The sequence below is a fragment of the Paenibacillus lycopersici genome (assembly GCF_010119935.1).
Classification (GTDB): Bacteria; Bacillota; Bacilli; order Paenibacillales; family Paenibacillaceae; genus Paenibacillus_Z; species Paenibacillus_Z lycopersici.
In genome coordinates, this window is sequence record NZ_CP048209.1 from 6,455,910 (window position 1) to 6,470,484 (window position 14,575).

A 14,575-nucleotide genomic window follows, 5' to 3' on the forward strand; every position below is an offset into this window, starting at 1 on the left:
ATAGAGGAGCGGCTTTCACGATGCACGTTGTCGATTAACGAAGCGCGTCGGATTTCAACTTATCTGCCTTGTCTACGCGTTCCCATGGAACGTCGATGTCCGTACGGCCGAAGTGACCATAAGCAGCCGTTTTGCCATAGATCGGACGGCGAAGGTCAAGCATCTTGATGATGCCCGCAGGACGCAAGTCGAAGTTGTTCTTGATGACTTCGACAAGCATTTCTTCGTCCACTTTGCCCGTGCCGTACGTATCCACGTTAATGGAAACCGGGTTCGCTACGCCGATTGCGTAAGCCAATTGAATTTCGCATTTATCCGCAAGGCCTGCGGCTACGATGTTCTTCGCCACATAACGTGCCGCATAAGCTGCGGAACGGTCGACTTTAGTCGGATCCTTGCCGGAGAAAGCGCCGCCGCCGTGACGAGCGTAGCCGCCATACGTATCGACGATGATCTTACGGCCTGTCAGACCGGCGTCGCCCTGAGGACCGCCGATGACGAAGCGGCCTGTCGGGTTAATGAAATATTTCGTTTCGTCATCCAGCCATTCCGATGGAACGACCGGCGCGATAACATGCTTGCGGATATCGGACTGGATTTGCTCCAGCGTCACTTCTTCGGCATGCTGCGTGGATACGACGATGGCATCGACGCGCGTCGGTTTGCCGTCGACGTATTCGATCGTGACTTGCGTTTTGCCGTCCGGACGCAGGTAATCCAGCGTGCCGTTCTTGCGCACTTCAGATAGTTGGCGGGAAATCCGGTGTGCCAACGCGATCGGCAGCGGCATCAATTCAGGCGTCTCGTTCGATGCGAAACCGAACATCAAGCCTTGATCGCCAGCGCCGATGTCTTCGTTCTCTTGGCGAATGTCTACGCCGTCGCGCGATTCAAGCGCTGCGTTAACGCCTTGCGCGATGTCGGCGGATTGTTCGTTAAGCGATGTCAGCACTGCGCAAGTGCTGGAATCGAAACCGAATTTAGCACGCGTATAGCCGATTTCTTTGATCGTGCGGCGAACGATTGCCGGTATATCGACATAATCGGCGCGGCTGCTGATTTCGCCGATCACGAGCACCAAGCCCGTCGCGACGGATACTTCGCACGCGACGCGCGCATAAGGGTCCACTTCCAGGAATGCATCCAAAACCGCGTCAGAGATCTGATCGCAGATCTTGTCGGGATGGCCTTCCGTTACGGATTCAGACGTGAACAAATGACGTCCTTTAAGCGACATGAAACCTCAACCTCCTGCAACTTATAATTTCTAAGTATGATGCATAACATGCTCATCTTGCTGGGACTCTATAAGAAAAATCGTCGTCCCATACGGGATCTAACGCTGAACGTTTCGATACCAAGTGAAAAGCTCGGATTTCAAAAAATGAACCTTTTCCAAGGAGGAAAAGGTCTCATTAAGAACTCTCTAGGACAGTATGATACCGAATATGTCGCTTGATGTCAATGGATGACGGCCAATTCGGGCTTGACTTTACAAACCTTTCAAGATTTGCTCGGCTTGCTGGACAAGTCGTCTAGTAATGTTGCCGCCGATATAGCCGGCATCCCTTGTCGCGATCTGCGACCAGTTCACGTGCGCGCCGCCCGCGCTTGCGGTACCGCCAAGCTCCGATGCGAATTCCGTATCGGCTCCGCCCGCGGAACCGCCGGTCATCAGGCCAAGCTCAGCCGCGAGTTCATACTTCATTTGATTCAGCGCTTGGGCGCATTCAGGAACGACTTTACGATTGCTTCTCGACATTGCGTAAGCACCTCCTAATGGGATGCTTGTATTGTGCGCGGATAGCCGGCGTTCAAAGCGGATAAGTTGTTGTCAATGCGGGTAAAAATAGCTACTTGACGAGCAGCTCGTACTTGCCCCGCACCATTACGGTCAATCCCGTTGTTTGACCCGGGGCAGGCGTGACGCCCCGGCCGCCGCGCGGGAATAAGATGAGGTGATTGCTCGGAACCGGTTTGCCGTTCGTAATATCCACCCCGTCCGTTAAATCGGATATCCCGTTGCTGTCCGCGCTATAGACAACGGCTTTGCCGGCGCGAACGATGAATTCCGCTCCATCCGCCGCGATCAGAAACTTCCCCACCGGCACCGTGACCACTTCGACTTTTTGGCCTCCTTGATCCGATTGCCCGCCGGCTTGCTTGGCGATTTCGGCTTTCACTAAGCCGGCCACCTGCTGGTCAATGTAGCTTTTCGTCACGACCGGATCGTTAATGGAGCCTGGCGTAACGGAAGGATTGTCTCCTTCCGCCATCGTGGGCAGCTTCAGTCCGACCCAAAGCGCGACGCCAACGACAACGACGGAGAGGGTCAATTTAAATCCATTCATCTTCACGGGTTAATCCTCCTTGCCTTTGTTCATCCTGCATGCACCATACTAAACTTATATCGGCAGGCGTCTCTCATTTCATGAAAAAAGCCGGCTGTATGCTAGCCGGCTCTTCCAGGTTCGTTGCGTGTAGATGCTAAGGAGTTGTCGTAAACCAGTTCATTTCTTTGCTTGCCAGCAGGAGCTTGCTATCTTGGAACACATCGTACACATTGACTTTATAGGTGTCGTAGTGCAAAATTTTGGATTGAATTTCCGAATCGTTGTCGAACACGATCGTGAGCGGGCTGTCTTTGGTTTCCGTAAGCACTTGATCATTCGCTGCGCCTGACAGAAGCGAGAATTGCTTGGAATACGTCACATGATTGTTATCTTGGTTCACGAACTCGATTAATAGTTTATGGTCGCCGGTGATAACCTCATAGTCGTTATTTTTAGCGAGATTGTAATCCAACGTCATTTTCAAACCGTTGACATCGAACTGGCCGGCAACGTTCAGGAACGCATTAATGTAGTGCAGACCCAGCGTATACCCGGCAAATTGGATGTTTCCGAGATCGGAGCTTGTCACTGGCGTAAAGTCGCTCAGCGGATAAGATACCATATTAACGAGTACCGGGTTACCGGTTGCCGGCGTGTCATTTCCGTCTGTGCCGGATCCGTTTCCATTTGTACCTGTTGTTCCAGTTCCGCCGTTAGTGCTAGTCGCGATCGATTGTCCCAAAATCAGCTTATACGACGACACGTCGAAGCTCTTCGGAATCGAGGCGAATGCACTTAACAGCGCCTTTCCGCTTGGCGATAGCTTGTCTTTGGCCGTTGCAAATTGAACCGGAACAACGATGCCTTTCTTGTCGACGATATAACCGCCCAGTGCGGCTATCGAAGCCGAACGCATTTCATTATTCACCGCTTCGAATTCCGCATAGAAGTTATTTTTCGTCGTTCCGTTGAAGACTGCCGTGCGGAGTACGTTAACCGTCGAGCGCTTGCCGATGCTCTTGACCGAATACGGGTTCTCCAGCTTCTGCGTCGGGATATCGCTTAATTGTTGGGCACTGAATTGATAGAGTTGCTTACCCGCTTTACCTTGAACCGGTTCAGTGCTTACGAAGGTAATCTTATCGATAGCCGTGGTATACGGAATTTCCGAATATACGACAAAATCCGCAGATGCGCCAGGCGCGAGCGTGACCGAATCATCCATTGCCGCCGCTGTCTGCTCCGTGCCGATCTTCACCCCGTCCACCATGAAATATCCCCCGAGTGTCGGAATTTGTTCGGTTGCCGTGCTTCTGTTCGTTACCGAGAACGTAGCGACAAGTACGTCGTTATCGCTTGAAGGCGCGCGTTGAACGGTGTTCAGTTTGACGGTGAAGTCATTATAGATGAAGGCACCGCCAAGCGAGCCCTGTTGGGTCGTGGATTGCAGCGCATACGTTCCGATAATGCTTGCCTGCTCCTTGTCCGTTGCATGCGATTTCACGACGAGCTGCGCATTCGTTAAATTCACATTCGTAGGGACTTCACCGTTAAGTGCAACGGTTGTCTCAATATTAGGAACCAGCATCGCATTATCTTGTTTCTCATAAGACATCGGATAGCTGGTGCCAGAAGCCGTTACGATAAAGTAGTCCAGCGCCGGGTAGGCGATCGAGGTCTTGTCGATATTCGTCAGCCTAAAGTCCATCGAGACGTTTTTACTGCTCGTTCCCTGAGAAATGAACACTTTGCCCGCTACCGTATTAACCGGCGTACCCGACACGTAGACCTTCTGAGGCTTGCCTACCGCCGCAGCATCCGACGCATTCTGCAGTACATATTTCCCTACGATGTACGCGCTTTCCTTTTCTGTCGCTTGCGATTTCGCGACAAGCGTAGCATTCGATAAATTGACGGTCTTCGGAATTTGCCCGGTCAACGTCACGTTCTTCTCGATGTCCGGCAGAAGCTTGGCGTTCTGATCTTGCGTGTAGGACATCGGATAGCTGGTTCCCGATGCGGTCAGGATGTAATATTCCAGATTTGGATCGGCGACGGCCGCCGTTCCCGTATTCGTCAGCTTAAATTGGACGGAAACGTCTTTACTGCTCGCACCCATAGATACGAATACATTCCCGGCCATCGTAGTAACGGGCGAACCGTTCATGTAGACCATTTGCGACTTGCCAGCGGCCGTTGCTGCCAACGGCTTCATGGTCGGCATCGAGAACAAGCCAACCGGCAGTTGAATCTTGCTTCCCTCGTCGTTCTGGGCAACCAAGAGCGAAAGCGGTTTTCCGGCAACACTCAGCGGAATCGTGGCTCGCAAGGTGACGATTTTACGTTCATTCGGCTGAATCGTGTTTTGATCCAGGCCCGATACGGTAACGTTGTACTGCGAGTAACTATCCGTTTGCACGAGGAAATTCAATTTGGACAAATCGCTCGCCTGGAAGCCGACATTCTCCACGAGGAAGTTAACGACCAAGTACGCATTCGTTGCATCCGTTGTTATGTAAGACTGTTTAACCGCGCTGCGGATCTTATTGTTGGCGTAACGCATAACCGAAGCTTGGTAAGCGGCGACCTTATCCGTACCGTTGGCCGGATATTGGACGTTGCCAAGTACGCGTTCATAATTGGCCGTCGAGAAATCCCACTTTACCACCTGGAAGGTAAGATCGGTCAATTTCGTTTGATTATCCACTACGGTGTAGTACGTCAGCGTTTGCGTTGATTTCGCCGGAACATCCTTCTTGTCCTTATCGGCATCAATAGCCGTCGTCTTGAAGGACTTGCCCGACTTCGTCTTCACGCGAAGCCAGTAATCGATTAAATCAAGCGAAGAGTTCCCGTTATTCGTAATGTCTACGGTATAGACGAGTACCTTCCCTTGACTCTGCATCGTCAAATGAGCATCTCTAATACTCAAATAAGCGGATGCATTCAATTTGACAATCTTGCTGGAAATCGAGTTCGTTGTCGTGCTTGCCGCTGCCGCAGCAGATGGAATTGACAGATCGACATTCTGAAACAACAGCGCCGAGCTTGCCAATGCCACTACACCGATCTTAGCCCACTTGTGTGCCACGTTCATCCCTCCTGAAATCTATACTCTATTAGACGAATGATCCATAGATTAAGTTTCGCATAAGTATGGCTTTAATACAATATAAGTATAAATACTGCCCATGAAGTGCATATGAATTTAAAATGATATGTAAAATAAAAAGCAGGCGAGGTTTACCCTCGCCTGCTTTTTGGTGTGAGATTAGTTAACCGAGATAATAGCAGTGTCTTGCGTTCCGTTGGAAGCAGTGTACGTCAGCGTAGCGCTGCCGTGTTTCAGACCAGAAACCACAAGGCTGTTAGCAGGTGCTTTTGCAACTGCAGTATCGTCGGACAAGATTTGGAATGGAGCTGCGATTACTTTGCCATATTGGTCTTTAACAGTTACTGTAACAGTTACTGTTTTACCAGCATCAACAGTGTACTCATCAGCACCGAACTCAACCGATTTAACAACCGGTGCATCTTCGGAAACCGTAACTTCTTGTTCAGCTACTTTGCTACCGTTGAGGTAAGCCGCTACAGTTGCTTTACCAGCTTTTTGACCAACAACGTTAACCGAGTCAGCAGCGCTTACTTTCAGGATTGCTTCGTCGGAGCTCGTTACGAAGTCTGGTTTGGAAGAAACCAGAGCAACGGATGCACCGCTCGAAGTTTTACCAAGAAGCGATACTGCTTGTGCATGAACAGAGGCATCGGCTTGCTTCGCTTCACCGTAGACCGTACCAATCGAGTCGATTGCATACGATTTGATATCGCTCGAAGCAACGACGTTCACCGTAAAGGAATATTCAGTAATTGCTTTCGAACGGTTGTCTACTACAGTATTGTCTGCGTTGCCTGTCGAAGTAATCGTGATTTTTGCGGAACCGGTAGTCGTGCCTGCTTTAAGGCCCATAGTACCTTTACCGTCGATGTCGACATAATCGACAACGGATTTATTGTCGCTTACGACTTTGAACTCGCCCTTATCTACGTTTTTAACGCGGCCATAGTTATCAACCAAAAGGATGTTGTCTTGGTCGAACTCGTTCGAAGCGTTAACTTCGTATGTCGTCGCAACGTCTTTGATGCCATTTACAGCCGTGAAGTATGCAACGTCTTTAACGTCGATGCTAGGGCTGCTAGCTTGCAGTACACCGTCAACGTAAACATAGACAGTTGTCGTGCCAGTATCGCCGAACGTGAATTCCAGTTCGCCTTTAGCATTCAAGTTCAGGTTGCCTTTAGCAACGCTGTACTCTTTGCCGAATGCGTTGAAAGTAACATTGCTCAGGCTAACGTCTTTAGCAGCGATAGCAGCGCCATACGAATCGACAGCCGTGAAAGGAAGAACGACTTTCTCACCTTTAACGATCAGCGAGCCGGAGTTGCCCAGTTGGAAAGTTTTAACTTTCGCATTATCGTTAACTACAACGCTAGTGGATGCACTTGCAGCTGTAGCGCCGTTAGTTACAGTAACATAAGCAGTACCTGCTTTTTGACCTACTGCGTTTGTATCGAATGTTACAACGCCGTTGGAATCGACTTTCAGGTTGCTGATGATGTTACGATCGCTAATGTAGAACACCAGGCCGCCATAGCTTTGGCTGTTGCCAGTGTTTCCAGCTTCAAACACTGCAGTTGTTGCAGGGAGTTTCACAGCATGGCCTTCACCATCAACCATTGTCAAAGGAAGTACATATCCTGTTTTACCAACGGATACGCGTGCATCGCCTGTCAGTGGTTGAACTTGATCCAACTTGATCGAAGTTGCCGAGCTGCCGTTAGTTACTTTCAGCGTTTTGTTCGCGGAAAGACCAGCAGCTGGATAGATCGCTGTTACGATGATGCTGTCATTAACAGCCGCATCAGCTGCGTTGGAAAGATCAAGTGTGCCGCCATCTTTAAGCGCCTTGCCTTTAGTAATGTTATACGAAGTAACTTGTGCGGATGCAGTCATTTCTTCGCCGAATTGATTGTAAACTTTAACACCAAGATCTTGACCTGCTGCTGGTTGTACCGCAGTAGCCGTGATGTCAAGCTTCTTAGCCGCTTCAGCTTCAACCTTCAGGCTGATAGCATCGCTGCCTTTAACCGTCAAAGTGAAGTCGCCAGCTGGCAGATAAGCTGCCGCCAGATCTGCGGATTGACCGTCAGCTGCGAACGTTGCCGTTACAGGGAATGTAGTAAGACCGGATTTAAGTTCATAAGTCAGAGCCGCTTGGTCAGCAGCGGATACTGCTTGGTTGAACTTAACTGTGATTTTTTTAGCGCCAGATTGCGCTGCGCTAGTAGCTTGAACAGCAGTCAGCGTAACCGATACTTCGTACGATTTGCCGTTGTACTCAACAGTTACTTTCGTAGCTGTGTTAGCAACCAGTGCAGTTGTCAGTTCTTTCTTAACAACGCCGCCGTCGGAGAATGTTACTTCGATGTGCGTAGCGTCAACCACTTTAGTGGAAGCTACGGATACCAATTCATTGGCAGCCAGATCGTAAGTAACGCTTACCAGCAAATCGCGAGTTGCGTTTGTTTGGTAGGAAGGAAGCTCAGGAAGAAGGCCGGCTTTGATTGCTGCTGCAACGTAGCCTTTTGCCCAACCGGAAACCGCGCCGGAAACTTCGCCGTCTGCAACTGGCTCAACGCCTGCAACCAGGTCAGCTACTTTTGCGATTTGCTCGATTGTTACTTGACCGGATGGGCCGAATTTGTTGGCGCCAAGACCGTTCATGAGTTGAGCTTCAGTTACAGCGCCAACGAAACCTACTGCCCAGTGAGTAGCAGGAACGTCTTTGTAAACGGATGCTGCAGCTGCGTTCTCTTCCAATTGGGAGAGCTTCGTAAGTACTTTCGCGAACTCTGCGCGAGTCATTTCTTTGTCAAGGCCAGCAGTACCGTCTGGGTAGCCGCTGAAGATACCAAGCGCTTTCAGAGCGTCAAACTTTTGTTGCGATGTAAGGTCAGTTGCAGTAGGTGCAGCTGTGTCAGCAAATGCTACGGACGCTGTAGTCAGCGTCATTGCTGCTGCTACTACGAGGGATAAACTTTTTTTCATAACCTTTTTTTCTCCTCCTCTAAATTGCTTCGGTTCTTGAGAGTTTTGTTTAGAATATGGTTTGCTCGTATTTCTCATTGGCCGATTCACCCCCTTTCACGAGTTGAGCATGATTCGTATAAATAATGTCTGCAAGAAGTGGCTCCTTGTAGGAACTTGTCGCAGAATCTTGTAAACAATTGTAGACAAGAAAAAAATGGTAGAGTCCGAACGCCACTATAACATTATACAATGGGCACCTACCAGCGTAAAGAGCAATTTGATAAATCATACCATGCTCTATTACAGGCTAGTTAAGCTTTCTCGTCGTTACCTTCATGTAATTAAACGCATCGGTTTCGAAAAAGTTGCGGTGTCGATTAAAAAACTTTTTAAAGCGTATCTCGACACGTTTTCCACGAAATTGTCGATGAGTCTTATGTACTAGGACGACTTCTCTTCCACGGTTCTTATTATATGACGTATGTCCTATTTTCGTCGATAGATAACATTTCCCATGTAAAGAGAACTCTAGCATTCGTTAGAAATCGATGCAGGAAAAAGAAAACTGCCCGGGGTTCTCCCAGGCAGTCCTGTGTCATCCAAATTAGTTCAGTTTAGGCAGGCGTTTCAGATCGGCCAGCATCTTGCCGATAATGATTGCCGCATCGGAACGCAGCAAACGGGAATTCGGTTCGTACGTGTAGCCTTTCTTCGGATCCTTCGCGTCTACAGGCGAGCCTTGAATATACCCTTTCTTGGCAATCGCGAGTACAGAGGCTCTGGCGTAGTAGTCAATATCCGCATAATCTTTGAATGTCTTCTGCAGCTGAGCATTAATCTTATCCGGATCCGTCTCGAGCTTCAAGTTGAGCGCGCGGGCAATGAATACGGCTGCATCTCCACGCGAGAGATCTTTCGTCGGCTCGAATGTACGCGGCTGCGTGCCTCTGATGATACCTTCTCTTGCAGCCGTCTCGATGTAGCTATAATCCCACAGCGCGTCCGGATTGACGATCGCCGGCACATCATCGAAGTGCGGCTTACTTAGTTCATAGTTAAGCGGAATATCCAGCGCTTTAACGATCATTCTCGTGAATTCGCCGCGCGACGTGTACATGTCTCCACCGAAGTCGTCAAAGTTAGCTGCATTCATAAGTCCCTTGGAATATGCTGCTTCCATATAATTACGCGCATATGGGTGTCCCGTTACATCGGAGAACGAGTATGTCATCTTCCCGACAACATAATAACCGAATTGGTCAAACGGAACGGTAATCGTGTTTTTCTTCGTATCGACGACGCCGCCCATGTTAACCCAGAACTTATTGTCTACATCGTAACGAAATACCGTCACAATCGTGCCTGTCGCGTTACGGATGCTCGGATCGAACGACAGCGTCAGCGTGCCGCGTTTGGATACAACAAGCTCACGCTCGGGCGGACGTTGATCGTAGGTCGGAATTTCCGACGCGCCCGGACCAAAGTCATTCCCCGGATATTGGTATGGATCCACACCCATTGTGACCGGGTCGTAGTTAGGCGTACTAAGATCGTCAGCCAGACCGCCATCGATCCAATACACTGGGCTGGACTTCGAAAACCGTGTCGGGAACGACACTTTAAATCGCGTGCCGAAGTTCTGCATGATCAAGTCGAAGTTCTTCGGCGGGCTGTCGTATTCACGACGGTCTACAACACCGTCCTCAGGATTGGCAATCGCGAAGAGCAGCTTGTTACCGGTAAACACCTGCCCCTTCAAGTTATTCGGATCATTGAAGTCGCGGCGAACCAGAGTCGTCCCCTTCGGGAAGCTCAGCGTTAATGCCCCTTCAAACACTTTATTGGAGTTCTTCATAACGTCCAAGTATTGTTCGCCTGGAATATTGGTCGGCGCATACTTTATCTCGAAGGAATCGCTTACCTTGTCCGATGCATTCTCAATCGTAAAGCTGATTTTGTTGACGCCTGGTTTTAGCCCCGAAAGGGTCGCTTTAAACGCATTCGGATACTCGACTCCATTATCGGGATTGTTATCGGCGTCATACTTGAACCTCTCTGCCGCTTGCTTGTTAATCGTCACTTTGTCCGCGCCTTTGGCATCGATGATGACATCGATAAAGTTCTTGTTCACAATACCCTCGGCCGGCAAATACGGACGAAGTACTTTGTATGGCAGTACTGTCGGATCGACTTCCAGGCGATAGGTCGCCTTAGGGCCGGTCGCGCCGCTGTTGTACACATTAAACAAGTATACGCTGGAACTTCCGTCTGCGTTCAATTCTTGATTCTTCAGCAGGAATTGGAACGATTGCGTATTAAGATCGTAACGAACATCCAGATTGCCGCTAATGCTAACATTATCCGGATTGTAAGCACCAACCACCTTATCCCCTTGCACTAGCTGGAATGGCTGAGAAAGATCCCAAGTGATTGGCTCTGCAAGCGATGCGCCTGTTATTACTAACATGTAATCTGAAGCATGCGTTCCAAGCGTCGTCAATTTACTTTCGATCGTCGCTATGACCTGATTTCTTGCTGCAGCGACTGCCGCGGCAGTACTCGGGTCCGTCGAACTCAGATCGATATTCGACGGTACAGTACCTAAGTCAATGAAGTCGAACGTTCCGTACACATTCATGAACGGTTCCTTCGTAGTATATAATCCGCCGTTCTTCGTAAAATTCGGATCGTTCAAAATCGGTTTCGGGGAGGTAACCATTGCATCGAACGTAAACGGATAGACCCCTTCCGTTACAAAATCCGGGGCCGGAATGACCGGTAGATTCGTCGGCACTTTATTAATTTTAACTATTTTCTCATATGAATTGTTGGCGCTCTGGAACACGAAGCGAATGATGTTCTCGCCGTTAAACATTGCATCGTAGATGTCGTCGATGATAGTCCGACCTACAACAGGACTTGTAGAAGGGACTGTAGTATCCAGAATAAAATGAGCCTTATTTCCATCGCCGTATTCCGTCAGTGGAAACGGCACGTTATTTACATAGAAGTAAACGGTTCTCGCAGCTGTTCCCGAATCATACAAAATATCAGCCGTGTTATTGATATTTTGCAGTTCGCCTTCGAAATTGCCCAGCTTCGTAGTAACAATATCCCCGGCATTCGTTGAAGAAGTGGAGTCATCGTACACCGTCATGCCGTCCGTGATTGTCCTATAATTGACGTAGGGTCCGTAGATCATCGTAAACTTGGCGGACCCGGTGTTGGATCCCACGGTTACCTTAATTGTCTGGGTGCCCTCAAATGGTAATCTATCGAATTGCAGCACTACTCGCCTGAAAGGCGTAAGTATTCCATTTATATTTTTAGAATAGTTCGGATCATCGCCGGCAATTACGTAATCTGTACCTTCGTTGAGAGGTTTAGTGTTAATTTCAACGCCAATGGATGCTGTAGCCCCATTATAAGGATTTCCGATTAACAGCTCAATGCCAACCGGGAGACCATAGATACTCAAGCCATCTAACGGTTTCCCTTCAAGGTTTGCATAATTATTCGGCTGGAAACCTTGCAAATAATTGATCTGGCTGACGAAAGGCTGCGTCGTATCATGCAGAGTCAAATACAAGCCTTCCGTATATTGATCAACCTCTGTCAGGAGGTTTAGACGCTTATTCTCTTCGTTACGCGCTTGCAGTTTAAAATTGTACAGCTTTTCCGGATCAAGATGAAAAGAACCTCCAGCAGTAGGATCAATCTCAAAGGAATAGATGAAAAAGCTATCCTTTACCGTCGGATTTCCAACGATCGAAATATTCGTCGGCGTTAGCAGCCCGTTCGCAGGATACGACGCGGAGCTAGCTTCTTTTACCCATGCAGCCAAATGGATATCCGACAAAGGATCAAGCGGATCAGGGTGAGGCTTCAGCGGACCGTTCGCAACATCTGCGTATTGGCTATTCGGAACGATAACGCTACCTGTGATGAGCAATTTATTAGCGGCAGTATCGTACGAGAAGCTTGGACTGTATTCTAGAGCAGCCGATTGCAATATATTATCGTTGGTATCGACTTCATTGATATTCACATCGTAGAACGTAACATTGCCATTATAGAAGGCGATATTGCGCGTTGTTTCGATCGTTTGCGTGCCGTTCTTAATGCGAATTGTCACCAAGTTCTTCCCCTGTTGCAACGTAATCGGCGCTGCGGCAAAGGAATTGTCATTGGTGCTGTTGACCGCATAGGTTTTGCTCGCTCCGTTCACGATAATCGAGACTTGCTGCGCATTCGGCGCGTTACCTGTAATACTGATGTCCGCCTTGGTCCGACCGCGTGATGTCTGGGACTGAACAACGGTTGTATCGCCCTCCACGATCGGGAAGTTGTTACCGTCCAGGCTAGCTGTCAAATTATACAGCATCGGGCCGTTATGATAATCAATGTAGATCGAATTCGTTACTTCTCCTCCGCCCATCGTGCCTTTGAACGTGATTTTGTTCAAGCCCGGGAACAGTTGAATATTGAACACTTGCAAACTAAACCCGCTCACCGAAATATTGCTGGTGAGGTTCTCGCGTTTATTGGCAACATTGTTCTCGTTGGCAGGATCGACAATCTGATACACGCTGTACGAAATCGACTTGGGATCCACATTACTGATGGTGCCTTTCAACGTTACTTTCTCATCCGTCGTAACACGGGCCTTGTCACTTGTGTCATACTCATTAGGGAACGTGAAATTCCCCGTCGTCCCGGACGCGGCGCGAACGATTTCAGCCTTGCCTGCGGGTACCAATTGAATCACTAAAGCAAGCAAAATAAACAAGGTGCCTAATTTCTTAATCACAATAAGCCTCCTCCACTCAGTCCAATCCATGTCATAGTTTGATGTATCTTTGTTATCGGCGATGCGCCGGCAAAAGTTTAGTCAAACCATGAAAAAACTGGGTGCATATGGCGGCGGAAATTAAAAAAGCTTCGCCTCCATAACGGGAGGCGAAGCTTCAAAAACGACTGCTCATAAGATATTATTTCGAGCGTGATTGCTCGGTCCGCACCAGCAAACGCTGCAGGAAGCTGATGAGCGGGCGACGGGACTTGTCGACGATGCCGATCAGCTCCGCGCCGATCTGGAGGAAGAACACCAGCACCAGAATGACGCCGAACGTGATCCAGTTGGCCGCGTCCGACTGTACGATGGTCGATTGCAGCACCGCGCATAGTCCGAAGAACGCCGCAATCGCGTAGATGATCAATACCGTCTTGCGGTGACTGAAGCCGAGTTCGCGAAGGCAGTGATGCAGATGGCCTTTGTCCGGCGCGAAGATCGGTTTCTTGTTGATCCAGCGGCGCACGATCGCGAAGAACGTATCCGACAGCGGCACGCCGATAATAAGCAGCGGCGTCACGAACGAGACCATTGTCACCTGTTTGAAGCCGAGCATGGACAGCGTCGCAAGGCCGAAGCCCAGGAAGAGCGATCCGGTATCGCCCATGAAAATCTTGGCCGGGTGGAAGTTGAACACCAGGAAACCGATAACGCCGCCAAGAAGCAGCGCGCTCAGCAAGATAACCGGCGCGAAACCCATAACCGCCGCCATAATCAGAATCGTGGCAATGGCAATCCCCGATACGCCTGCCGCCAGGCCGTCCAAGCCGTCGATCAGGTTGATGGCATTGGTTACGCCGACGATCCAAATGATCGTGAGCGGAATGCTGATCCAGGACGCAACGGGCTGCATCGCTTCGCCGAACGGAATGTTCAGCAAGTCGATCTTGACGCCGAAGCCGAAGACGACGACGCACGCGGCGAGGATCTGCCCGAGCAGCTTCACTTTCGCCGACAATTCGAAACGGTCGTCCAGCACGCCGATCACGACGATAATGGAGCCGCCGGCGATCATGGCGTTAATGAGATTCTTATCGTAGCTGCGGAAGAGCCCTTCCGGAATAAACGGTTGAATGACGAAGTAGGCGCCGATGAATGCGGCGTATATTCCCAAGCCGCCAAGGCGCGGCATGATTCTCGTATGAACTTTTCGATGATTCGGTTTATCGATCGCCCCGATCTTGTAAGCAAGCTTGATCACAAACGGGGTGAGCGCCAATGCAAGGCATAATGAAATTATAAATGCGGCTGTATAGAGAACGACGTGACTCATTTCCATCTCCCTTTCATAGCTATCGCCGG

At 49.5% G+C, this 14,575-nt stretch carries 7 protein-coding genes; all 7 read right to left on the reverse strand.

Annotation, left to right across the window (positions count from 1 at the left end; genetic code table 11):
• Nucleotides 1-34: 34 nt before the first annotated feature.
• The 7 genes from metK to GXP70_RS28330 all read right to left on the reverse strand — a co-directional run bounded on the left by metK (nucleotide 35) and on the right by GXP70_RS28330 (nucleotide 14,546).
• Nucleotides 35-1,237 carry a methionine adenosyltransferase gene (gene metK, locus GXP70_RS28300; protein ID WP_162360014.1) on the reverse strand — a complete coding sequence of 401 codons (1,203 nt, stop codon included), beginning with the start codon at nucleotides 1,235-1,237 and terminating at the stop codon, nucleotides 35-37.
• 255 nt (nucleotides 1,238-1,492) lie between these two features.
• Complete coding sequence (locus GXP70_RS28305; protein WP_162360015.1) at nucleotides 1,493-1,762, reverse strand: alpha/beta-type small acid-soluble spore protein; 270 nt, start codon at nucleotides 1,760-1,762, stop codon at nucleotides 1,493-1,495.
• A 91-nt stretch (nucleotides 1,763-1,853) separates the two neighbouring features.
• Nucleotides 1,854-2,351: a hypothetical protein gene (locus GXP70_RS28310; protein ID WP_162360726.1), complete on the reverse strand. Its 498-nt coding sequence runs from the start codon at nucleotides 2,349-2,351 to the stop codon at nucleotides 1,854-1,856.
• A 136-nt stretch (nucleotides 2,352-2,487) separates the two neighbouring features.
• On the reverse strand, nucleotides 2,488-5,424 hold the full coding sequence (locus GXP70_RS28315; protein ID WP_162360016.1) for a hypothetical protein: 2,937 nt from the start codon (nucleotides 5,422-5,424) through the stop codon (nucleotides 2,488-2,490).
• A gap of 180 nt (nucleotides 5,425-5,604) precedes the next feature.
• Nucleotides 5,605-8,517, reverse strand: coding sequence for an S-layer homology domain-containing protein (locus GXP70_RS28320; protein ID WP_162360017.1), 2,913 nt, complete (start codon nucleotides 8,515-8,517; stop codon nucleotides 5,605-5,607).
• A 508-nt stretch (nucleotides 8,518-9,025) separates the two neighbouring features.
• Complete coding sequence (locus GXP70_RS28325) at nucleotides 9,026-13,231, reverse strand: S-layer homology domain-containing protein (protein ID WP_162360018.1); 4,206 nt, start codon at nucleotides 13,229-13,231, stop codon at nucleotides 9,026-9,028.
• A gap of 181 nt (nucleotides 13,232-13,412) precedes the next feature.
• Nucleotides 13,413-14,546, reverse strand: coding sequence for a glycosyltransferase family 4 protein (locus GXP70_RS28330; protein ID WP_162360019.1), 1,134 nt, complete (start codon nucleotides 14,544-14,546; stop codon nucleotides 13,413-13,415).
• Nucleotides 14,547-14,575 lie beyond the last annotated feature (29 nt).